The sequence below is a fragment of the Rhodococcus sp. NPDC060176 genome (genome assembly GCF_042728675.1).
Lineage (GTDB): Bacteria > Actinomycetota > Actinomycetes > Mycobacteriales > Mycobacteriaceae > Rhodococcus_F.
On record NZ_JBHWYS010000004.1, the window covers coordinates 484,638 to 505,532 of the forward strand.

The window sequence follows — 20,895 nt, forward strand, 5'->3', positions numbered from 1 at the left end:
GTGAATCGCACCAGTTCGTTCATCAGGCCGTTGGTTCCGCGGGATCCGCACGAGCCGCATCGGGTGGCGACGCCGCTCGAACTGCTCACCGACCTCTGCTTCGTCGTGGCGGTCGCTCAAGCGGCCACCGGTCTGCACCATGCGATCAGCGAAGGGCACGCGGCCTCGGGCGTCGGACACTTCGCGATGGCGTTCTTCGCGATCTGGTGGACGTGGCTGAACTTCACGTGGTTCACCTCGGCGTACGACAACGACGACGGAATCGCCCGTCTGCTGACCATCTTCCAGATCCTCGGGTCGCTGGTTCTTGCCGCGGGCATCGTCCGCTTCTTCAACGACGACGCCCTGCTGATCATCGTCGGCTACGTCATCATGCGAATAGCTCTGGTCATCCAATGGCTCAGGGTTTCGCGGAACGACCCGGAACACGCGCTGACGGCTCGTCGATACGCTCTCGGAATCGTTCTGGTCCAACTCGGTTGGATCGGTTTCTACTTCGTGCCCTCCGCCATCTACGTTCCGACGTTCCTGGTGTTGGTTCTGTGCGAGTTCGCGGTTCCGATCTGGTCCGAGAAGCCGGGCATGACGCCGTGGCACCCGCATCACATCGCGGAGCGGTACTCGTTGTTCTTCATCATCGTTCTGGGCGAGACGATCCTCTCGACCACCATCGCAATTCAGGACGCAGTCGACGGTGAGCATCCGGCAGCGCAGGTCACCTACGTCGTGATCGGCGGAATCCTGATCGTCTTCAGCCTGTGGTGGTTGTACTTCCAACGCAATGCTGGCGAAGTGATCGGCGGTGACAACGTCTCACCCTTCGTCTGGGGGTTCGGTCACTACTTCATCTTCGCGGCCGCTGCCGCCATCGGTGCAGGATTGGCCTCACGCGTCGACTTCTGGACCCATCACGGCGACGGCAGCGCGTTGGTGACGGGTGCCGCCGTCACCGTGCCGGTCGCGGTCATCCTCGCGGCCTTGTGGTTCATCCACATTCGACTGCACGACTCGTCGGTACGCACTCTCGCACCGTTCTCGGTCGCGATAATCGTCGTCCTCGGCGGCACCTACACCGCAGTGCCCGAACTGGTCGCGGGACTGGCCTGCGCCGCGCTGTTGGCCGTGGAACTGATCCTGACCGAGGGCAAATCCGAAACCGTCTGAGCTGGCTCAGCGAATCGCGAGTCGTTCCTTGCGGAGCTTGTCGACCTCGGGCAGATGCAGGGGTTCCAGCTCGTTCACACCCAGGGCGCGCATGAGCAGGAGGTCCGCGAGTTCGGGGTTGCGAGCCAACGCGGGTCCGTGCATGTACGTCCCGATCACCGAACCCTGCACGACGCCTTCGAATCCGTCGCCGACGCCGTTTCCGACACCATGGGTGACCCGCGCAAATCCGGAGGCCGAGCTACCCAGAGTTGTTCCGCCGCGGTGGTTCTCGAATCCCGAGAGGGGCGCGGTGAGTCCGTCGATCAGCGGCTTCGTGATGACTTCGCCGATGGAGCGCTTCTCTTGCGGTGAGGTCGTGACGTCGAGCATCGAGACACCTTCGACGCGTTCGCCGCTGGAGGTTTCGTACCAGTTGCCGAGCACCTGAATGGCAGCGCAGATCGCCAGAACCGGTGCGCCGCGCTCGGCGGCGCGTTGCAGGCCAGGGTATTTCGCGAGGTGACGCGTTGCGAGGCGCTGAGCGGAATCCTCGGCGCCACCCAACGTGTACACGTCGAGCGAATCGGGGACCGGATCGCTGAGGGTGATGTCCACGATCTCGGCGTCGTAGCCGCGCATCCGCAGACGCTGACGCAGGATCAGGGCATTGCCGCCGTCGCCGTAGGTACCCATCACGTCGGGGAGGACCAGACCGATGCGAATTGTCGAGTCAGACATTGCGAGACTCCTTCGCGATGGCGGTGTTGAGGTCGCGGAAGGCCGTGTAGTTCGCCAGTACCTCCACACGTCCGGGAGGGCAGGAAGCTATGGCGCGCAACGGGTCCGGGTCGAGAGTGTGCTCGACGCCCGCGTACGTGAGGCGAACTGCCAGATCGGTTCCGCGTTCGCCGGCGGCCACTACCTTGACGCCTTCGAAGTGCTCGAACTTCACGTCCCACAGCCAGGAGAGGTCTTCGCCGTCCGGCACCTGACCGTTCACCGCGATCACGAGTCCGTCCACCGTGGGGTCGATCATCGACAGCGCTTCCTGCCAACCCGCGGGATTCTTCGCGAGCAGCATGTGAACGGAGTGCGGTCCGACCTCGACGGTGCTGTACCGACCGGCGACTTCCTGGACCGTCGACGCGGCGGCAACTGCCCCGACCGGATCTGCGCCCAAAGCCGCTGCTGCCGCTACGGCCTGAGCTGCGTTACCGCGGTTGGCTTTTCCGGGGAGGGTCAACGTCATCGGAATCTTCAGGCTGTCGGGGCCGTAGAGATTGTCGTCGTCGAGCCACCAGGTCGGCTCGGGCCGCGCGAAGTCGGAACCGGTACTGCGCCAGTGCTTTCCCTCCCACACGATGGGTTCGCCGGTGCGCGGGCAGCTGACGGAATCGCCGGCCCAGCCGCCGCCGGCCGCAACCCACACGACGTTGGTGGCGTCGTATGCCACGGAGGTGACCAGTACGTCATCGCAGTTGGCGACGATCACCGCATTCGGATGCGCGTTGACGCACGCGCGCAGTTTCCGTTCGATCATGTTGATCTCGCCGACCCGGTCGAGCTGATCGCGGCTGAGGTTCAGCAGCACGATCACTTCCGGGTTCACGGCGTCGGCTACGTGGGGGACGTGCAGTTCGTCGACCTCGAGTGCCGCCAGCGTCGCATCGGTACGCGCTGCCAGAGCGGCAACGATCCCTGCATCCATGTTGGCGCCGTCGGCCTGGGTCGCGACGTCACCGAGTGTCGCGAGAGCTGCAGCGGTCATACGCGTGGTCGTCGACTTGCCGTTGGTGCCGGTGACCACGACGGTGCGCTTGCCGCGTCCGAGCTGAGTCATGAGCGTCGGGTCGATCTTGAGAGCGATCAGCCCGCCGATCATCGAACCCTTGCCGCGACCGGCCTTCTGCGATGCCCAAGATGCTGCTGCGGCAGCTCGCATGGCGAGCTTTCCGCGCACTGTGATCGATAGTCCAGTTCCCACGGCCCGAGTTTGGCACAGGGCGTCGTCAGACGCCGAGTCGCGCCGGTGGTGAAGCTGCAGGTGTGTCCGAGAAAACAGTGCCAGCGGGCTTGCGCCTCATCTGTGCGGCACTCGCTCCGGCAATCACGATGACAGCCCCGACCAGCGACAACGGGCTCGGATCCTCGTGCAGGAACAGCCAGGACGCGCCGATTCCCACCACCGGCACCAGCAGGGAGAGCGGCGCGACCATGCCGGCCGGGTAGCGGCCCATGAGCATCGTCCAGAGCCCGGATCCGGCGATGGTGCCGAGCACGATGATGTAGGCCAACCCGACCAGCGACGGCCAGGCGTCGGCGCTGAATGCGGTGCCGAGTGCGTGCCAGCCGACGGTGGGGCCCTCGACCACGGCTGACAGTGCGAGCATCGGCAACGGCGGGATGACACACATCCACAACATCAAGCGCATCGGTGCGGGATCGCCGACGGTGTTCGCCGCGGCCAAGCGGCTGCCGAGATTGCCGAACGCCCAGGACAGGCCGCCGAGGAGCGTAAGGATCACGGGCAACAGTGCCGCATGGTGCGAGCGGTCCCAGCCGATCAAGGACATACCGGCAACGGCGACGGCGATACCGGAGACCTGCCAGACGCTGAGCTTCTCGCGGAGCAGGAACGCGCCGAGTAGGACGGTGAACGGTGCTGACGACTGCAGGACAAGTGATGCAAGGCCCGTCGGCATCCCCGAATGCATCGCCCAGAAGAGGAAGACGAACTGGCCGAATCCGAAACCGAATCCGTAGAGCAGCAACCAACGGAGCGGTACCTGCGGACGCGGCACGAAGATGACCACCGGAATCGCGATGATCAGAAACCGCAGCGCTGCGAAGAAGAACGGCGGGAAATGATCCAGGCCGACGCGAATGGCCAGGAAGTTCAGACCCCACAAGACGATCACGGTCAGGCCGAGGAGACGGTCGCGGGGAGTCATGCCGTTAATCGTGAGCCTTACAAAGCATCAGAACAAGCGAATATAGATGCACTATCCATGTAGTTTTGCTACATGGATATTCGTCACCGTATGGATGCCACGCGCCTGCGAATCCTCCGCGAGCTCGCCGACCGAGGAACCGTCGGCGCTACTGCTCTCGCCCTCTCGATGACGCCGTCCGCCGTCTCGCAACAACTCAAGATCCTCGGCCGAGAGGCGGGGGTCTCGCTCCTCGAGCCGGACGGGCGCACGCTGCGCCTCACGGACGCGGGTCGAGCGCTGGTGCTTCGCGCCGACGACGTGGTGGCGGCGCTCGACCGGGCAGCGGACGAGATGGCGTCGTACCGAGGCTCGCCGCGCGGCAAGGTGCGAGTCGCGTTCTTCCCCTCCGGCGCGGCACTCCTGCTGCCCGGTGTCCTGACGGCGCTGAAGAACTCGGACGTGGACATCGACGCCTACGACGTCGACAAACCGGCGTCGGCCGTCCCTGGGCTGTTGGCCGATCACGATGTGATCCTCACTCACCGTGACGAACGCGGAGCCGAGACGTCGTTTCCCCGGGTCAGCGTGCAACCGTTGATGCGTGAACCGATCGATCTGGTGCTGCGGCCTGATCATCCACTCGCCGAGCAGGATTCGGTTCGGTTGGAACAATTGGCCGATGAGAACTGGATAAGCGTGCGCGGCGGGTTTCCGGTCGACGACGTTCTGCTGTCGGTTGCGTCGGTAACCGGGGTCCAGCCTCGCGTCGCTCATCGGTTAAACGATTTCCGCGTCATCGAAGAGTTGGTGGCGGCGGGTCACGGCGTGGCTTTGATGCCGCGTTACGCGATCACGCATCCCGGAGTATCGAGGAAACCGGTGGCGGGAGTGCGCGCTGCACGCGTTTATGAATTGGCAACTCGATTGCATTCCGATCGCAGTCCGGCAATCGGAGTGGTACTCGACGCCTTTCGCGACGTCGCACGTGCTGTTGGTGAATGAAGGGCTGTCGGTGAATGAAGGGCCGTCGGTGAATGAACGACGGTTGGTGAATGAACACAAAACGGGAGCGACACGATTAGTGTCGCTCCCGCTTCGGTAGTGCAATCTCCACTGACTATTGAGGCCCGGTTAGTGGAGGCCGGTTATTGACGGCCGGAATCAGGCGAGGGCCTTGGCCTTCAGTGCTGCGAATTCTTCTTCGCTGATGGTGCCGGAGTCGAGAAGTGCCTTTGCATCTGCGATGGATTCGGCCGGGGACTTTCCGGCAACCTCGCGGATGTAGCTGTCCTGTGCGTTCTTGACCTGCTGCGCAGCCTCGAGGGACCGCTGTGCCATTCCGTCACTGCGAACGATCAGGTAGACGAGCGAGGTGAGCAGCGGAATGAAGAACAGGAAGACGATCCAGATTGCCTTCACCCAGCCGGAGGTCTTGTGATCGCGGAACAGGTCGGTGATGATCGAGAAGAGCAGGATCAAGTACGCGATGAACGCGAAGCTGATGATGATCAGCCAGAGGAAGTCCCAAAAGGAATCCATTGTCGAGCTCCATTTCACAAGTCGGATTTGTCTGAGCTGACTATCTCACGCGCACGTGGCGTCTGCATCATCCTCGATGGGTGAATTCTTTTTGTTAACTTCGCTAACCGACTCTTTCGGGACCAATGTCATGCCGAATCGAAAACATGGACCGAAAATCTTCAGTGCCCTGAAAACGACCCTGGTCTCACCCGAAAATCGGGTGAGACCAGGGATTGTTCACGAGTCGGGAGCTGAGTGTCAGCTGGCGCGGTTCACTGCCGAGACCACAGCGCGCAGCGAGGCCGTCGTGATCGACGTGGCGATACCCACACCCCAGACAACGGTGCTCTGACCCTCCGGGCCCGTCACGGCGCACTCGACGTAGGCCGCGGCCTGGGCGTCGTCACCGGCGGACATCGCGTGCTCGGAGTAGTCGAGGACACGAACGTCGAAGTTGATGCTTCCCAGCGCGTCGACGAAGGCAGCGAGCGGGCCGTTGCCGGTTCCCGAGATCTCCTGCTCCTTGCCGTTCACCTTGACGATCGCGGTGATCGCATCGGTGCCGCCGTCTTCCTCGGACGCGGTGACCTTCTGCTTCATGCGCTCGAGCGGGGTGATGGGAGCGAGGTACTCCTCGTGGAAGACGTCCCACATTTCCTTCGGCGAAACCTCGCCGCCCTCACCGTCGGTGATCTTCTGGACCGACTGCGAGAACTCGACCTGCAGACGACGCGGCAGCACCAGACCGTGATCGGCCTTCATGATGTACGCGACGCCGCCCTTGCCGGACTGCGAGTTCACGCGGATGACGGCCTCGTAGCTGCGGCCGACGTCCTTCGGGTCGATCGGCAGGTAGGGGACCTGCCAGAGAATGTCGTCGACGTCGGAGTTCTGGCTGTCGGCGTCGACCTTCATGGCGTCGAGGCCCTTGTTGATGGCGTCCTGGTGGCTGCCGGAGAATGCGGTGTAGACCAGGTCGCCGCCGTACGGATGACGCTCGTGGACGGGCAGCTGGTTGCAGTACTCGACCGTGCGACGGATTTCGTCGATGTTCGAGAAATCGATCTGCGGGTCGACGCCACGCGTGAACATGTTCAGAGCGAGAGTGACCAGGCAGACGTTGCCGGTGCGCTCACCGTTGCCGAACAGGCAACCTTCGATGCGGTCTGCGCCGGCCTGGTAGCCCAGCTCGGCTGCAGCGACGCCGGTGCCGCGGTCGTTGTGGGGGTGCAGCGACAGAATGACCGAATCGCGGCGAGCCAGGTTGCGGTGCATCCACTCGATGGAGTCGGCGTACACGTTGGGCGTGGCCATCTCGACGGTGGCAGGCAGGTTCAGGATGACCGGGTTGGCAGGCGTCGCACCCAGGGTTTCGGTGACGGCGTCACAAACTTCCTTGGCGTACTCCAACTCGGTGCCGGTGTAGGACTCAGGGGAGTACTCCCAGCGCCAGTTCGTGTCCGGGTACTTCTTGGACTCGGCCAGGACCAGCTCGGCGGCGTCGGTGGCGATCTTCTTGATCGTGTCCTTGTCGGCGCGGAAAACGACGCGGCGCTGCAGGATCGAGGTGGAGTTGTAGAAGTGCACGATCGCGTTCTCGGCACCTTCACAGGCCTCGAACGTGCGCTTGATCAGCTCGGGACGCGACTGCGTCAGCACCTGGATGGTGACGTCGGACGGGATGGCGCCGTCCTCGATGATCTCGCGAACGAAATCGAAGTCCGTCTGGCTCGCGGACGGGAATCCGACCTCGATCTCCTTGTAGCCCATACGAACCAGGAGATCGAACATACGACGCTTGCGCGCCGGGCTCATCGGATCGATCAGCGCCTGGTTGCCGTCGCGCAGGTCAACGGCGCACCACTGGGGTGCTCGGTCGATGATCTTGTCCGGCCAGGTGCGGTCGGGCAGCGTGACAGTCTCGACTTCTTCGGCGAACGGGCGGTAGCGGAATGTCGGCATCGACGAGTTCTTCTGCGTGTTCCACGCAGGCTGGTCGGAAGGTGCCGGCTTCGTGGGCGGGGTGATGGTGCGAGTGCCGGTGGTGAATGCGTCAGCGGGGGACATGGGTGTGATCTCCAGGATTGTGGACCCGGCCTGTTGACCTGTTGGTCAAGACCATGAGTCCGGAAGGCTTGGTCGACCGGCGCACAAAAACCCCGCGGCGGGAGGCCAGTCTGGATCAGACCCCGTCGCGGCAACCAAGAAGGAGTGCGCGCTGCATGGACAGCACTCTACTCCTGGATTTCGCGAGAAATCGGCGGGGTTCGCCCTCATGTCCAATTTGTCGCCGAATTGTGCTGCCGTTTCGGCACCGAAAATGGTGGACTGTCGTCCATGGATCCCCGAATCGGCGTGGCGAGCACGTACCTCGACGCGCTCCGCAGTCACGATGGCAGCTCCGTACCGCTGGCTCCGGACGCAGTACGCCACGAGGTCGGGCTCAAGACCGGATTTTCGGGGAATCATCTGCGGCGCAGCCTTTCCGGAGGTCCTCAGTATCGCGTGATCCGCGATATTCGTGAGGTGGAGTGGACGGTCGACGGGGACGACCTGACGGCTGAGTACCTCCTTGACGCCGGGTTGTTCGGGCGGAGCCTGATGACCGTTCGGGTTACCGAGACTTTCCGGATACCCGCTGATGATCACCGCATTCACCGCATCACCGCAAAGATCCGACCGGCGCGCGCCAAGCACACGTGATGCGTTCGATCCGCTGGGTCGTCTGTTCACTGCTGATCGTTCTCGCCGGGCTCGGTTCTGCCGGTTCGGTGGTTGCGCTGTTCGTGCACGCCCAGGTGAACGACACCGACAGCTATGTCGAGACGGTCGCCCCGTTGGCTGCAGAACCTGCTGTCCAAACGGCGGTCGTTGACCGGCTGACCGAGGAATTGACGCAGCGGTTGGACCGGTTTCCGCAGGTGGTGACGAGACAAGCCGAGAAACTCGTTCGGGAGGCGGCTCAGTCGTTGGTCTCGAGCGAGAAGTTTGCGACGCTCTGGATCGCGGCCAACCGTCAGGCGCACGCGCAACTTGCCGCGATGGTGACCGGCCGAGCCACCGACGGCATCGTTCGGTCCGACGACAGCGGAGCAGTCACCTTGTCCCTCGAGCCGGTCATGACAGAACTGCGGACGAACCTCCGCGATCGCGGATTCACCGTCGTCGATCGCCTCCCTACGTTCGATCCGCAGTTCGAGATCCTGCAATCCGACGAGCTGGTGCGGGCCCAGCACCTCTCGAACACTCTCGACCGAGCAGCGGCCTGGCTGCCGTGGGTGTCGGTGGCGTGTGCGATCGCGGCCGTCACAGTTGCACCGGGGCGAATGCGGGCGCTGTCCCTGGTCGGGCTTGCGACCGCGGTGGCGATGATCGCCCTGCTGGTGGCGCTGGCCGTCGTGCGTCGGGTCTATTTACAGAATTCAGACATACCGTCATCTGAGGCGGCAGTCGCGGTGTACGACGCGCTGGCAGTTTCGCTGGTCAGCAGTATCCGCGTCCTTCTCGCCTGCGGAGTTGCCGTCGCGGTGGTCGGTTATGTTGCCGGTGGCTCGCGTTCTGCGACGTTGATGCGAGCGCGGATCTCGCAACTGATCCCGCGGGGATCTGAGGCGAACAGCAGTACGCATCGGGAAGTCCCAGGACCACCTCGGTAAGCTCGACCTCTGGTATCTGTAAACAATTTCGACCTGGAGGTAGAAACGCGTGGCTCTCGTCGTCCAGAAGTACGGCGGATCCTCGGTGGCAACCGCCGAGCGCATCCGACGAGTCGCTGAACGGATCGTCGAGACCAAGAAGGCCGGCAATGATGTCGTCGTCGTGGTGTCAGCGATGGGCGATACCACCGATGAGCTGCTCGACCTGGCTCAGCAGGTGTGCCCTTCCCCGCCGGCCCGTGAAATGGACATGCTGCTGACCTCGGGTGAGCGCATCTCCAACTCCTTGGTTGCGATGGCAATTCATTCTCTCGGTGCCGAGGCTCGCTCGTTCACGGGCTCACAGGCCGGAGTCATCACCACCGGCAGCCACGGCAACGCCAAGATCATCGACGTCACCCCGGGCCGTGTTCGCACCGCGCTCGACGAGGGCTCGATCGTTCTGGTCGCCGGATTCCAAGGCGTCAGCCAGGACAGCAAGGACATCACGACGCTCGGACGCGGTGGCTCGGACACCACTGCCGTGGCGTTGGCAGCCGCTCTCGACGCTGACGTCTGCGAGATCTACACCGACGTCGACGGCGTTTACTCCGCCGATCCGCGCATCGTCCCCGACGCTCACCGTCTCGAGACGGTTTCCTTCGAGGAAATGCTCGAACTCGCAGCGTGCGGTGCCAAGGTGCTCATGCTCCGCTGCGTCGAGTACGCCCGTCGCTACAACGTGCCAGTGCACGTCCGTTCGTCATACACCACCAAGCCCGGAACAATCGTGTCCGGATCGATGGAGGACATTCCTGTGGAAGAGGCCCTGATCACCGGAGTCGCGCACGATCGCGGCGAAGCCAAGATCACCGTTGTCGGATTGCCGGACACACCGGGACACGCTGCCAAGGTGTTCCGCGCAGTCTCCGATGCCGAGATCAACATCGACATGGTGCTGCAGAACATCTCCAAGGTGGAGACCAACAAGACGGACATCACCTTCACGCTGCCGACGGCTGACGGCCCGCGCGCGGTCGAGATCCTGACCAAGCGCCAGGAAGACATCGGCTTCACACAGATCTTGTTCGACGATCACATCGGCAAGGTTTCCCTCGTCGGCGCCGGAATGCGGAGCCACCCGGGTGTCACGGCCACGTTCTGTGAGGCACTGGCCAAGGCCGACATCAACATCGACCTCATCTCGACTTCCGAGATCCGCATCTCAGTGCTGGTCAAGGACACCGAACTCGACGACGCCGTGCGCGTTATCCACGCAGCCTTCGGACTGGGCGGCGACGAAGAAGCTGTAGTACACGCAGGAACAGGACGGTAATTTCTGATGACGACAATCGCTGTTGTCGGTGCGACCGGTCAGGTCGGCATCGTCATGCGCACTCTGCTCGAAGAACGTAACTTCCCCGCAGACAAGGTGCGGTTCTTCGCATCGGCGCGCTCTGCCGGTAAGAAGCTGACGTTCCGCGGCGAAGAGATCGTTGTCGAGGATGCCGCAGCAACGTCCGACGAGGACCTCAAGGGCATCGACATCGCCCTTTTCTCCGCCGGTGCGACGCTCTCGCGCGCCCAGGCTCCGCGTTTCGCCGCTGCCGGCGCGACCGTTGTCGACAACTCTTCCGCGTGGCGCAAGGATCCCGAGGTTCCCCTCGTGGTCAGCGAGGTCAATCCGCAGGACGCGAAGAACCTGGTCAAGGGCATCATCGCGAACCCCAACTGCACCACCATGGCAGCGATGCCGGTGCTGAAGGTTCTGCACGACGAAGCTGGTCTGCAGCGTCTGATCGTCTCCAGCTACCAGGCTGTGTCCGGTAGCGGCATCGCCGGCGTCGAGGAACTGCTCGGCCAGGTGCGCGCCGTTGTCGGTGACGCCGAGAAGCTGGTTCACGACGGCAGTGCCGTCGACTTCCCGGCCCCGAACAACTATGTCGCTCCCATCGCGTTCAACGTCCTGCCTCTCGCAGGTTCGCTGGTCGACGACGGAAGCGGAGAGACCGACGAAGATCAGAAGCTCCGCAACGAGAGCCGCAAGATCCTCGGACTTCCTGATCTGCTGGTTTCGGGCACCTGCGTGCGCGTTCCCGTCGTGACCGGGCACTCGCTCGCGATCAACGCAGAGTTCGCGAACCCGCTCTCGGTCGCTCGTGCGAAGGAAATCCTCGCCGACGCTCCCGGTGTGGAGCTGGTCGAGGTTCCGACGCCGCTGGCCGCTGCCGGTGGCAACGCGTCGCTGGTCGGTCGCATCCGTCAGGACGAGGGTGTTCCGGAGGGCCGCGGACTCGCGCTCTTCGTCTCGGGTGACAACCTGCGTAAGGGCGCCGCTCTCAACACGATTCAGATTGCCGAGCTGTTGGTCGGCTAAGCATCTTTTTTGCCAGTGACCCCGTGCCTTGCGGTGCGGGGTCACTGTCGTTTTGCTGGTGCGTTTCAGTCCAGTTCGGAGATCGCGACCAGGCCGCCGAGGTCGTCGGCGTCCGAATACGCCTTGGCGAGAAGCGCACCGAGTTCACCGACAGGTTTCAGTCGTCTTTCTAGCGACCTACCGATTGGGCGAGAGCTACGGCGAAGCTGGAAAGTCGTTCTCGGGTATAGCTTTCGGGGTCGCTGACGGCCAACCGTCCGAGCATTTCGGCAAACGACATCATCGTGTGGGCGAGGAGAACCGGATCCAGTCCTTCGAGTTTCGGTTCGATGGCAATTCCGGCGCGGGCCAGTTCTTCGGCGCGAGCGAAAACGGCTCCGCGTGAGAGCTTCAACAGACCGTGATACTCGCTGGGTGCGTTCTCGACAGACGTGAGAATCAGGCGCCAGCGCGTCGGGTTCGCGAGTACGGCGTCGACGAAGGCTCCAACGGTTCCGGTGTACGACGCGGCTGGGCCGAGTTCGCTCAGATCTGTCGGCATGGTTTCGAGCACCTGAGCGATGGCTCGCTCGTGCTCGCGGCGCAGCAGTGCGGCAACGAGATCGGTTCTCGTGTCGAAAATTGTGTAGAGGACGGGCTTGCCGACGCCGGCTTCGGCGGCCACTGATTCCATGCTGAGGTTGTGCAGGCCAACGCGGCCGGTGACCTCGAATGCTGCGTCGAGGAGCTGTTCGCGACGTTGCTCGGGCGCCATGCGCGGAGCGTACTTTCGACGCGGTGTGTCCGTTGTGTCTGCCTGTGACCTGGTCATCGTGTGCCTCACCTCGTCTCCCACCCTAATCTGCCAGCCACTTCTGCATGAATCATACGCAACCGTTGTATTCGACGTCTGCAATTGTTACGGTGGCGTTGTATTCGAAGGGGTGCTCAGTGAGGCGCCTCTGCCGAGATCTCGAGGAGAACAACCGCTATGACAGCGCCGAATGATCTGTTGCTCCATCCCTCCACTTACGATCGGCCGGAGTTCGACGCGACCACGCGGAGACTGCTGGGCGCGACCGTCGACTGGTTCGAGGCACGTGGAAAGAGTCGGCTCCTGGCCGACTATCACGACAAGACCTTCTACTCCGATTTCCTCGATTTCGCGGCGAAGGAAGGGCTGTTCGCCACATTTCTGACGCCCGCCCGCGACAGCGGCGGCGACTCCGACAAGCGCTGGGATACCAGTCGTATCGCCGCGCTGTCCGAGATCCTCGGCTTCTACGGACTCAACTACTGGTACCCGTGGCAGGTGACCATTCTCGGTCTCGGGCCGGTGTGGCAGAGCGACAACGAGACGGCAAGGGCGCGAGCAGCTTCCGCGTTGAATTCCGGAGGTGTTGCGGCATTCGGATTGTCCGAGAAAGAGCACGGCGCCGACGTCTACTCCACCGACATGGTCTTGACGCCGAACGGCGGTGGCGGCTACCTGGCCAGCGGTTCGAAGTATTACATCGGAAATGGCAACTGTGCCAACACTGTTTCCGTCTTCGGTCGCGTCGACGGAGTGGAGGGTGCTGATCAGTACGTCTTCTTCTACGCCGACTCGGACCATCCGGCATTCACCGTGGTGAAGAACATCGTTCCGGCGCAGATGTACGTGGCGGAGTTCTCTCTCGCCGACTATCCCGTTGCGGCAGAAGATATTCTGCATACCGGTGAGGCAGCCTTCAGTGCGGCACTCAACACGGTGAACATCGGAAAGTTCAACCTGTGCTTCGGTGGAATCGGTATGTCGACACATGCGTTGTACGAGACGATCACCCACGCGCACAATCGAATTCTGTTCGGTAATCCAGTCACCGCCTTCCCTCACGTGCGACGTGAGTTCGTAGACGCGTACGCGCGCCTGCTGGCAATGAGGCTTTTCTCGGATCGAGCGGTGGATTATTTCCGTACTGCATCGCCCGAAGACCGCCGCTATCTCTTGTTCAACCCCGTCACCAAGATGAAGGTGACAACCGAAGCGCAGAAAGTGATCGGACTGCTCTCCGACATCGCTGCGGCAAAGGGTTTCGAGAAAGACAGCTACCTCGCGGTGGCCAAGATGGATGTCGACGGATTGCCCAAACTCGAGGGAACCGTCGCCGTCAATCTCGCCCTTATCGCCAAGTTCATGCCGGCGTACCTCTTTGCCCCCGAGTCATTTCCGGCGATTCCGACGCGCAATGACGCCGCCGACGACGAGTTCCTGTTCCGTCAGGGCCCGGCACGCGGGCTGTCGAAGGTTCGATTCGATGACTGGCGAGCGGTGTACGCGAAGTTCGCGGATGTTCCCAACGTCGCGCTGTTCGTCGAGCAGGCAGAAGCGCTCGTGACCCTCTTGGCCGAAGCTGCACCGGATGCGGCGCAGCAGGTCGACTTGGACTTCGGCTTGGCGATCACCGAACTCTTCACCCTCGTCGTCTACGGCCAGCTGATCCTCGAACAGGCCGAGATCTTGGGATTGGACGAGGGGCAGCGCGACGGCGGGGTCCTGGATCAGATCTTCGATGTCTTGGTTCGCGACTTCAGTGCTGCGGCGGTGGAGTTGTACGGCAAGCCCAGTGCCAGTGAAGATCAACAACGGTTGGCTCTCGCATCCATTCGGCGCCCCGCGTTTGCGGCCGAGCGATTCGAGTACGTCTGGCAGCAGGTTGTTGCTCTGTCCGGTGCATACGAAATGAACGGTGCTCGCGAAACGAACGGGGAGGAATGAAATGTCTGAACTGACAATGAATCGACCGCGTGAGGATTACGGCTTCTTCGGCCCAGGATCACCCAGTTGGAAAATATGGGCGGCCCCGACAGCATTGATCGGTTTCCAACGGTCAGTGGTGCTCGAGCACTTCGACCCCTTTCTTGCTGCCGCAGTGGCAGACATGAGCGGGATCTACAGCGATCCGGCCGGGCGACTCGACCGAACCTTGGCCTACTTCCTGACCGTCGCCACTGCCGACGGGCGGACGGCACTGGCCTTGTCCGACCATCTCATGACGGTTCACGCTCAGGCCACGGGCATCGAACCGATTACCGGAACTCGTTACAGTGCAAACAATCCGGCGTCGCAACTGTGGATCCACGTGACCGGTTGGCATTCGGTGCTCAAGTGCTACGAGATGTACGGGCCGGGACCACTCTCCGCCGTCGAAGAGCAGCGGTACTGGGAAGAATGCGTGATCGCTGCCGAACTACAGACATGCAAGACCTCCGACGTTCCACGCTCCCGAGACGAGGTACGTGAGTACTTCGCAGAAGTCAGGCCCAGATTGTGTACCTCCGAGCGTGCCAACCGGGCGATGCACTACTTGTTGAGAACTCCGAGAGCGCAGGGGAAGACGAAGTTCGCGGCCTTCAGCCGATTGGTCGCGCCGGCCACTATCGCGACTTTGCCCGGCTGGATGCGAACGATGGGTGGGTTCGATCAGCCCGCGTTGTTGGACAGGGCAATTGCGCCCGCGGTGCGAACTGCAGTCCGGGTGGGCAGTTCACCGAAGAACATGACCACTGCTCTGAAAGTCATTGCGCCGATGACGGGCAAGGTGTTGGAGCGGCACCTGCGTGACGAGCAGCCCCTCGACCCGAGGGTTGTCACCCCAGCAGAGATTCGGGAGCGATTCCCGCGAGCCGCCAAAGTTCCGCAGGCAGTCTGACGGGTTCGCCACGGCCTGTGGGCTCCGTATCGGGTGCTGATGTCCGATGCGGAGCCTGGCCGTATTCTGTTGCGCCTGAGAAACTGTTCTCAGGTTTTGAAGGTGGTGTTCGCCGGCCGCGGGTGCTGCTGCGGGTCGATCGAGGGCGGCGGGATGAACCACGGTTTGTTGTCGACGCCTATTCGGATGTCCCATTTTCCGACGAACCCGGATTTGCGGTGCATCAACCGGTGGTGCGAGCGGCACAGCAGGACCAGGTTGTTCATCACCGTCGGACCGCCGTTAGCCCAATGCCGGATATGGTGCGCATCAGTCCACGCGGGCACGCATGTGCAGCCGGGGAACGCGCAGCCCTTGTCTCGGGCAATCAACGCCACTCTCTGCTCCGGGGTGACCAACCGTTTCCCGGGTTTCGCATCGAGCGGCGCGCCGTGATCGTCGAGTAGGACAGTCGACAGGAAGCAATCGCACCCGAGAAGTCGGGTCTGCGACACGGACAGTGGTCCCAGCCATGGCATGTGCCCGACATCGAGATCTGACAGGTCCAGATCGGGCGAGCCTTCGTCGTCCACATCAGAAGGCGCGGCGGCGCAGTCCCGATGCTCAGCGAGGTCGCGGGCGTTGATGTGCACGTTCACGTGCGGTCGTTGACCACCATCGGTACCGGTTTTTGCGCAGTCGAGGTAGCGGCGGATCAGTTCGGTGAACCCGTCCGCGGTCCGCTTCGCCGCCGACCGAGCGTCGGGAGTTCCGTCGGGCGCGGGGGTGGGCATCGTCAGATTCGACAACGCCGACAGCAGCATTTCGCCAGTGAGGGCGTCGAAATCCCCGCGCACCACCACCCGACCATTAAGTGTCGAGGCGATGCGGAGTTCGTTCTGGTCGACGTCTTCGGCGGGCGGAATCTCATCCGATTCGAACAACCGCTCCAAAGTCGCGATGACGTGCCGTACCTTCGTCGTCGTCGCTTCTATCCCCGACGCAGCCGCCAACAGCAAATCGATGCAGCGAGGCAACGCTTCCTCCGGCATCCCCTTCGGCGGGGACTCACAAAACGCCACGATCAACACGGCATGATCGAACGAGCAATCCCCCACATCGAAACTCGCTGCCACCGCGGGAAACGGCCGCAGCGCCGCACCAAGGGCGGCGATCTTCTTCCCGTCCCGAACCTGCAGCATCGTGTTCGCCGCCAACCACGCCCCCACCCCGCGGGACGCAATCACCTGATCATCCGGACGCATCGACAGTTCGTCCACCACCGCCACCCGAACGGCTTCCAGGCGCAGAATCTCCGCACTCGCCGACACCGCAGCCTCACGCAACTCAGAAGCAGACAACCGCCACAGGCGTCCGCGTAACCCCACCGCAGAACCAGACACCACGTCCGACAACAAGACACTCATAGAATCCCCCGATCCCCACCCTCTACAATACTCGAACATACTTTCGAGTCAAGAGCATTTTTGAATCCTCGGTTTCTCGCAAAGATTCAAGAGTGCATCCGTTGTCCGCGAATGTGTTTCGTCGGGACGGAGGCCGTCATCGAGTGTCACGACCGATGGGGTGGGGTATAGGCCACCGATTCTCAAACTTGGCTAAAGTATGCGGCCGGCGTTTGACCGCGCGAGCACACGGGTAACCCGCTCCGGATGCCGTCAGCGTGAGGGGGCCGTGAGTGGACGAGTCACACAAGATCCGTCGCCGTTCGTTTGTTCAAGGGCTTGGCCTGCTGGCTGGACTGAGTGCATTGTCCGCTGGGTCTGCGACGGCTAGACCCCCTGATATCGACCCACTGCGCCCGTTCCAACTTCCGTCACCCCGGCTGGAACCGTTCCGGGAGCCCCTTCCTGTCCTGCCGGGCATTTCGGGTGGCAATCTGGAACTTCGCGCGGCGTCGTCGATGCATCGTTTCCATCCGGACCTACCGTCGTCGCCGTCGCTGGGATACGGCGGGTTGGACTATCTGGGCCCCACCATCGAGGCGCACGTCGATCAGCTCGTGACAGTGCGATACGCCAATGACATTGCTGCGTATCCGCTTGCCGCCGATGTCGATCCGGGCCTGCACGGTGTGAGCGACCTCGACCGCACACAGGTCCCCACCTCGCTTCACCTGCATGGAGGAGTTACTGCACCACAGTTCGACGGACATCCGGAGTTGATTCAACGGCCGGGCGAAGGTTTAGTCCACGAATACACGAATGGTCGTGCCGCCGGTAATCTCTGGTACCACGATCACGCCATGGGGATGACTCGCCTCAACGTCTACGCCGGGCTGGTCGGGATGTATTTTCTCCGTGACGACGCTGACACAGGCACCGCCGGGAACTCTCTCGGCTTGCCGTCCGGTGAGTTCGAGCTTCCGATGATTTTGCAGGACAAGGTATTCACCTCCGACGGTCAGCAGAGTGTCCGTTCCACGTGGCTCACTCCGCAAGGTTCATGGGACCCGGCGACTCCTGGTGACGTGGGTGTGGTGAACGGCGTCGTATGGCCGAAAGTGGAGGTGGCTCGCGGACTGTATCGATTGCGACTGCTCAATGCCGCAACCTATTCGGTGTGGAATCTGCACTTCGCAAATCGTATGCGGTTCTGGGTGATCGGGTCCGAGGGTGGGTTACTGGCCGCTCCTGCGCCGACGGATCACGTCCGGTTGAGTCCAGGTGAACGCGCTGATCTGCTGGTCGACTTCAGAATGCTCGAGCCGGGCACGACGGTGGAATTGCGCAACGATGAACCGGTACCTCTTGCGGTGGCTCAACGCGGCACGCAGGTGATGCCGGTCTTCTGCCGGTTCGACCTGGGCAGTGCAGCAGGGTTCACCGGCACGATCCCCCAGAAGTTGAATTCCGTTGCCGCCGAACCAACATCCCCGGATGTGGTGCGCAATCTCACGATCATGCAGCTGTCGCGTCCCTCGGATTATCCCTCGATCACCATGTCGCTCAACAATTTGCGGTTCACCGATTCGGATATCGAACTACCGCGCCAGGGAACCATCGAACAATGGAATCTGATCAACATCACTACGGAACCCCATCCGATTCATCTGCATCTGGTGGCGTTCCGCGTCGTGGGACGCCAGAACATCGACACTGCAGCGCTGATGCAGCGGTATCCGGTACCTGACCTGGGGGTCCGGTGGACGCCGTCGGCCGAGGAGTTCGTGACCTCCCCGCTGCGGCCTCCAGAAGTGTGGGAAACGGGGGAGAAAGACACTGTCATCGTGGATGCCAACTCGATTACCCGGGTGATCGTTCGCTTTCCGACGGCGGACGAGTTGGGCTTCGATCCGGATGCAACATTCGCGAGAGGTTCCATGGCGGATCACACGGCACACGGTGAGGCCGGCATGGAGAACCTGCAGGGGTACGTCTGGCACTGCCACATGCTCGATCACGAAGACCACGACATGATGTTGCGATATCGGGTGGTGACGTAGCCTTCAAAGGGAGAAAAGTTCCCAGAGGAGGCAGCTGTGTCGGAAGGTGCGCCCACCGGGCCCCTGGACGGATATCGGGTGATTGAACTCGGAACCTTGATCGCCGGGCCCTTCGCCGGGAAATTGCTCGGCGACATGGGAGCCGACGTGATCAAGATCGAATCACCGGACCGCCCAGACCCGCTTCGTACCTGGGGTCAGGCTGAGCAGGACGGTCATCGATTCTTCTGGACGGTTCACGCCCGCAACAAGCGGTGTGTGACGTTGGATCTTCGCGTCGACGCGGGACGAGACCTGTTTCTGAATCTGGTCGAACATGCGGACGTGGTGGTCGAGAACTTCCGGCCGGGCACCCTCGAGAAGTGGGGTCTGGGATTCGACGTGCTCAGCGCACGCAACCCGAAGTTGGTGTTGGCCAGGGTATCCGGGTACGGGCAGAGCGGACCGCAGGCGAAGAGTGCCGGCTACGCCTCGGTGGCTGAGGCAGTCAGCGGATTTCGGCATCTGAACGGTTATCCAGGGCAGGCACCTCCGCGTATTGCCCTTTCGCTCGGAGATTCCCTCGGCGGGATGTTCGCCGTTCAAGGAGTGTTGGCGGCGTTGCTCTCGCGAGAGCGGACCGGCCGCGGTCAGGTCGTCGACGTTGCTCTCACGGAATCCTGTCTGGCGGTGCAGGAATCCACGATTCCGGATTACGACCGCGGCGGCATCATCCGACAGCCCTCGGGAACGAGGTTGGAGGGTATCGCGCCGTCCAACATCTATCAGACCTCTGAAGGAAACTGGGTGGTGATCGCGGCCAATCAGGACACGTTGTTCGCTCGGCTGTGCAGCATCATGGGTTCACCGGAACTTGCTCAGGACAAGCGTTTCGCGGATCACGTTGCGCGGGGAAAGCACCAGGACGAACTCGACGAACTGATCGCCGAATGGGTTGTGGCACAGGATCCCGCGACGCTGGTGGAACGGCTGACCGAGGTGGGAGTTGTTGCCGGACCGATCAATACGGTTGAAGACGTCGTCAAGGATCCTCAGTTGATCGAACGGGGAATGCTTGTCGACCACTACGACGAGCGGATCGGGGAAAACGTCCTCGGTTTGGGCGTCGTGCCTACCTTCAGTGAGACCCCTGGATCCGTGCGCAACGCGGGAGCGTCGGCGCCGGGTCACGACAACTCCTCGGTCTGGGGCGGGCTCCTCGGACTCTCGGACGACGAGCAGGCAGAACTGAAAACGAAGGGCGTGATCTGACATGTCGGTCCCTGACGCGGGTATTCCAGCAGTCAGTATTCGTGAAGTCGGGCCACGGGACGGGTTGCAGATCGAAGACCCGGTGTCGCTGGCGGAGAAACTTCGACTTGTCGAAGCTCTGGCTGCGACGGGTGTTTCGCGCATCGAGGCGACGTCGTTCGTCTCACCGCGCGCTGTGCCGGCATTGGCGGACGCGGAGTTATTGGCCGCAGAACTGCACCAGTGGCCGGGCATCGAGTTCTCGGCATTGGTCGCCGGAATCGGAGGAGCGAAACGGGCCGTCGCTGCAGGAATGAGAACCGTCGAATACGTTGTGTCGGCATCGAATGGACACAGCGAAGCCAACACCCGGTCGACCACCGAGCAAGCAACCGAACGTATCGGAGAGGTCGTTCAGATCGTCCACGACGCCGGTGGGCGGGTAGAGGTCATCGTGGCCACAGCCTGGGACTGCCCGTTCGACGGTCCCACCGACCCGGATCGTGTTCTGCGGATTGCGGAGCAGGCCAAAGAGTTCGGCGCTGATCAGTTCTCGATCGCGGACACCATCGGCACTGCCACGCCGGGGCGTGTCGGACGGTTGATCGACGCCGTGGCCGAAAGAGTGGGCGACTTCGGGTTGGGTGTGCACTTCCACAACACTCGCGGTGCTGGTCTTGCCTGCGCGTTGGCGGCTGTGCAGCACGGTGTTCGAAACCTGGACGCGTCCACCGGCGGTCTGGGCGGTTGTCCGTTCGCTCCAGGCGCCAGTGGCAATATTGCGACTGAGGAACTGGTCTACATGCTCGAAGACATGGGCATTGCGACAGGTATCGACCTGGACGCGAGCATTCGTGCCGCTGCCGTTGCGGAAGAGATTGTGGGCCATGCAGTTCCCAGTAATCTCCTCCGCGCGGGCGATCGGAAGCGATAGGGA

General features: G+C 62.5%; 18 protein-coding genes. 11 read left to right on the plus strand and 7 right to left on the minus strand.

Features of this window, described 5'->3' with window-relative positions:
* Window positions 1-1,164, plus strand: a complete 1,164-nt coding sequence (locus ACFWEM_RS21875; protein WP_378536983.1) for a low temperature requirement protein A — start codon at window positions 1-3, stop codon at window positions 1,162-1,164.
* Between the two features lie 6 nt (window positions 1,165-1,170).
* Here the strand turns inward: ACFWEM_RS21875 and ACFWEM_RS21880 are convergent, their stop codons facing one another.
* Genes ACFWEM_RS21880 through ACFWEM_RS21890 form a run of 3 tightly spaced genes read right to left on the minus strand, consistent with a single transcriptional unit; the run spans window position 1,171 to window position 4,097 of the window.
* Entirely contained in the window at window positions 1,171-1,884 is a 714-nt protein-coding gene (locus tag ACFWEM_RS21880; protein WP_378536986.1) for a type 1 glutamine amidotransferase, read from the minus strand.
* Complete coding sequence (locus ACFWEM_RS21885) at window positions 1,877-3,130, minus strand: MurT ligase domain-containing protein (protein WP_378536989.1); 1,254 nt, start codon at window positions 3,128-3,130, stop codon at window positions 1,877-1,879. Before ACFWEM_RS21885 ends, ACFWEM_RS21880 begins: the two co-directional genes overlap by 8 nt.
* Window positions 3,131-3,155: 25 nt before the next feature.
* Window positions 3,156-4,097 carry an EamA family transporter gene (locus ACFWEM_RS21890; RefSeq protein WP_378536993.1) on the minus strand — a complete coding sequence of 314 codons (942 nt, stop codon included), beginning with the start codon at window positions 4,095-4,097 and terminating at the stop codon, window positions 3,156-3,158.
* 90 nt (window positions 4,098-4,187) lie between these two features.
* On the opposite strand from ACFWEM_RS21890, the gene ACFWEM_RS21895 reads away from it, so the two are divergent.
* Window positions 4,188-5,081, plus strand: coding sequence for a LysR family transcriptional regulator (locus tag ACFWEM_RS21895; protein WP_378537171.1), 894 nt, complete (start codon window positions 4,188-4,190; stop codon window positions 5,079-5,081).
* A gap of 159 nt (window positions 5,082-5,240) precedes the next feature.
* Here ACFWEM_RS21895 and ACFWEM_RS21900 read toward each other — a convergent pair whose 3' ends face one another.
* Together ACFWEM_RS21900 and leuA are read right to left on the minus strand one after the other, a co-directional pair.
* Window positions 5,241-5,618 (minus strand): SHOCT domain-containing protein, encoded by a 378-nt coding sequence (locus ACFWEM_RS21900; RefSeq protein WP_378536996.1) that lies wholly within the window; start codon window positions 5,616-5,618, stop codon window positions 5,241-5,243.
* A 240-nt stretch (window positions 5,619-5,858) separates the two neighbouring features.
* Complete coding sequence (gene leuA / locus ACFWEM_RS21905) at window positions 5,859-7,667, minus strand: 2-isopropylmalate synthase (protein ID WP_003943488.1); 1,809 nt, start codon at window positions 7,665-7,667, stop codon at window positions 5,859-5,861.
* 270 nt (window positions 7,668-7,937) lie between these two features.
* Between leuA and ACFWEM_RS21910 the strand changes: the two genes are divergently transcribed.
* The 4 genes from ACFWEM_RS21910 to ACFWEM_RS21925 are packed head-to-tail and all read left to right on the plus strand — an operon-like array spanning window position 7,938 to window position 11,612.
* Window positions 7,938-8,303 (plus strand): hypothetical protein, encoded by a 366-nt coding sequence (locus ACFWEM_RS21910; RefSeq protein ID WP_378536999.1) that lies wholly within the window; start codon window positions 7,938-7,940, stop codon window positions 8,301-8,303.
* The gene (locus ACFWEM_RS21915; RefSeq protein ID WP_378537002.1) at window positions 8,303-9,256 is read left to right on the plus strand and encodes a hypothetical protein; all 954 of its coding nucleotides are present in this window, start codon (window positions 8,303-8,305) and stop codon (window positions 9,254-9,256) included. Before ACFWEM_RS21910 ends, ACFWEM_RS21915 begins: the two co-directional genes overlap by 1 nt.
* A 49-nt stretch (window positions 9,257-9,305) precedes the next feature.
* Window positions 9,306-10,571: an aspartate kinase gene (locus tag ACFWEM_RS21920; RefSeq protein WP_378537006.1), complete on the plus strand. Its 1,266-nt coding sequence runs from the start codon at window positions 9,306-9,308 to the stop codon at window positions 10,569-10,571.
* A gap of 6 nt (window positions 10,572-10,577) precedes the next feature.
* Window positions 10,578-11,612 carry an aspartate-semialdehyde dehydrogenase gene (locus ACFWEM_RS21925; RefSeq protein ID WP_378537010.1) on the plus strand — a complete coding sequence of 345 codons (1,035 nt, stop codon included), beginning with the start codon at window positions 10,578-10,580 and terminating at the stop codon, window positions 11,610-11,612.
* A gap of 169 nt (window positions 11,613-11,781) precedes the next feature.
* Here ACFWEM_RS21925 and ACFWEM_RS21930 read toward each other — a convergent pair whose 3' ends face one another.
* Window positions 11,782-12,423: a TetR/AcrR family transcriptional regulator gene (locus ACFWEM_RS21930; RefSeq protein ID WP_378445687.1), complete on the minus strand. Its 642-nt coding sequence runs from the start codon at window positions 12,421-12,423 to the stop codon at window positions 11,782-11,784.
* Between the two features lie 138 nt (window positions 12,424-12,561).
* Here ACFWEM_RS21930 and ACFWEM_RS21935 point away from each other — a divergent pair, with 138 nt between their 5' ends.
* Both ACFWEM_RS21935 and ACFWEM_RS21940 read left to right on the plus strand, forming a co-directional pair.
* Complete coding sequence (locus ACFWEM_RS21935; protein WP_378537173.1) at window positions 12,562-14,349, plus strand: acyl-CoA dehydrogenase; 1,788 nt, start codon at window positions 12,562-12,564, stop codon at window positions 14,347-14,349.
* Between the two features lies 1 nt (window position 14,350).
* The gene (locus tag ACFWEM_RS21940) at window positions 14,351-15,283 is read left to right on the plus strand and encodes an oxygenase MpaB family protein (RefSeq protein ID WP_378537014.1); all 933 of its coding nucleotides are present in this window, start codon (window positions 14,351-14,353) and stop codon (window positions 15,281-15,283) included.
* Window positions 15,284-15,372: 89 nt separating this feature from the next.
* Here the strand turns inward: ACFWEM_RS21940 and ACFWEM_RS21945 are convergent, their stop codons facing one another.
* Entirely contained in the window at window positions 15,373-16,689 is a 1,317-nt protein-coding gene (locus ACFWEM_RS21945) for a DUF222 domain-containing protein (RefSeq protein WP_378537017.1), read from the minus strand.
* A 272-nt stretch (window positions 16,690-16,961) separates the two neighbouring features.
* On the opposite strand from ACFWEM_RS21945, the gene ACFWEM_RS21950 reads away from it, so the two are divergent.
* The 3 genes from ACFWEM_RS21950 to ACFWEM_RS21960 are packed head-to-tail and all read left to right on the plus strand — an operon-like array spanning window position 16,962 to window position 20,892.
* Window positions 16,962-18,728: a multicopper oxidase family protein gene (locus ACFWEM_RS21950; RefSeq protein ID WP_378537020.1), complete on the plus strand. Its 1,767-nt coding sequence runs from the start codon at window positions 16,962-16,964 to the stop codon at window positions 18,726-18,728.
* Window positions 18,729-18,764: 36 nt separating this feature from the next.
* Window positions 18,765-19,979, plus strand: a complete 1,215-nt coding sequence (locus tag ACFWEM_RS21955) for a CaiB/BaiF CoA transferase family protein (protein WP_378537022.1) — start codon at window positions 18,765-18,767, stop codon at window positions 19,977-19,979.
* A 1-nt stretch (window position 19,980) separates the two neighbouring features.
* Window positions 19,981-20,892 (plus strand): hydroxymethylglutaryl-CoA lyase, encoded by a 912-nt coding sequence (locus tag ACFWEM_RS21960; RefSeq protein ID WP_378537024.1) that lies wholly within the window; start codon window positions 19,981-19,983, stop codon window positions 20,890-20,892.
* Window positions 20,893-20,895: the final 3 nt, after the last annotated feature.

Excerpts from the sequence above, each read along its gene's own strand:
- leuA (WP_003943488.1), bottom strand. The coding sequence starts at position 7,667 with ATGTCCCCCGCTGACGCATTCACCACCGGCACTCGCACCATCACCCCG.
- ACFWEM_RS21895 (WP_378537171.1), top strand. The coding sequence starts at position 4,188 with ATGGATGCCACGCGCCTGCGAATCCTCCGCGAGCTCGCCGACCGAGGA.
- ACFWEM_RS21930 (WP_378445687.1), bottom strand. The coding sequence starts at position 12,423 with ATGACCAGGTCACAGGCAGACACAACGGACACACCGCGTCGAAAGTAC.
- ACFWEM_RS21940 (WP_378537014.1), top strand. The coding sequence starts at position 14,351 with ATGTCTGAACTGACAATGAATCGACCGCGTGAGGATTACGGCTTCTTC.
- ACFWEM_RS21910 (WP_378536999.1), top strand. The coding sequence starts at position 7,938 with ATGGATCCCCGAATCGGCGTGGCGAGCACGTACCTCGACGCGCTCCGC.
- ACFWEM_RS21890 (WP_378536993.1), bottom strand. The coding sequence starts at position 4,097 with ATGACTCCCCGCGACCGTCTCCTCGGCCTGACCGTGATCGTCTTGTGG.
- ACFWEM_RS21960 (WP_378537024.1), top strand. The coding sequence starts at position 19,981 with ATGTCGGTCCCTGACGCGGGTATTCCAGCAGTCAGTATTCGTGAAGTC.
- ACFWEM_RS21900 (WP_378536996.1), bottom strand. The coding sequence starts at position 5,618 with ATGGATTCCTTTTGGGACTTCCTCTGGCTGATCATCATCAGCTTCGCG.
- ACFWEM_RS21915 (WP_378537002.1), top strand. The coding sequence starts at position 8,303 with ATGCGTTCGATCCGCTGGGTCGTCTGTTCACTGCTGATCGTTCTCGCC.
- ACFWEM_RS21925 (WP_378537010.1), top strand. The coding sequence starts at position 10,578 with ATGACGACAATCGCTGTTGTCGGTGCGACCGGTCAGGTCGGCATCGTC.
- ACFWEM_RS21945 (WP_378537017.1), bottom strand. The coding sequence starts at position 16,689 with ATGAGTGTCTTGTTGTCGGACGTGGTGTCTGGTTCTGCGGTGGGGTTA.
- ACFWEM_RS21880 (WP_378536986.1), bottom strand. The coding sequence starts at position 1,884 with ATGTCTGACTCGACAATTCGCATCGGTCTGGTCCTCCCCGACGTGATG.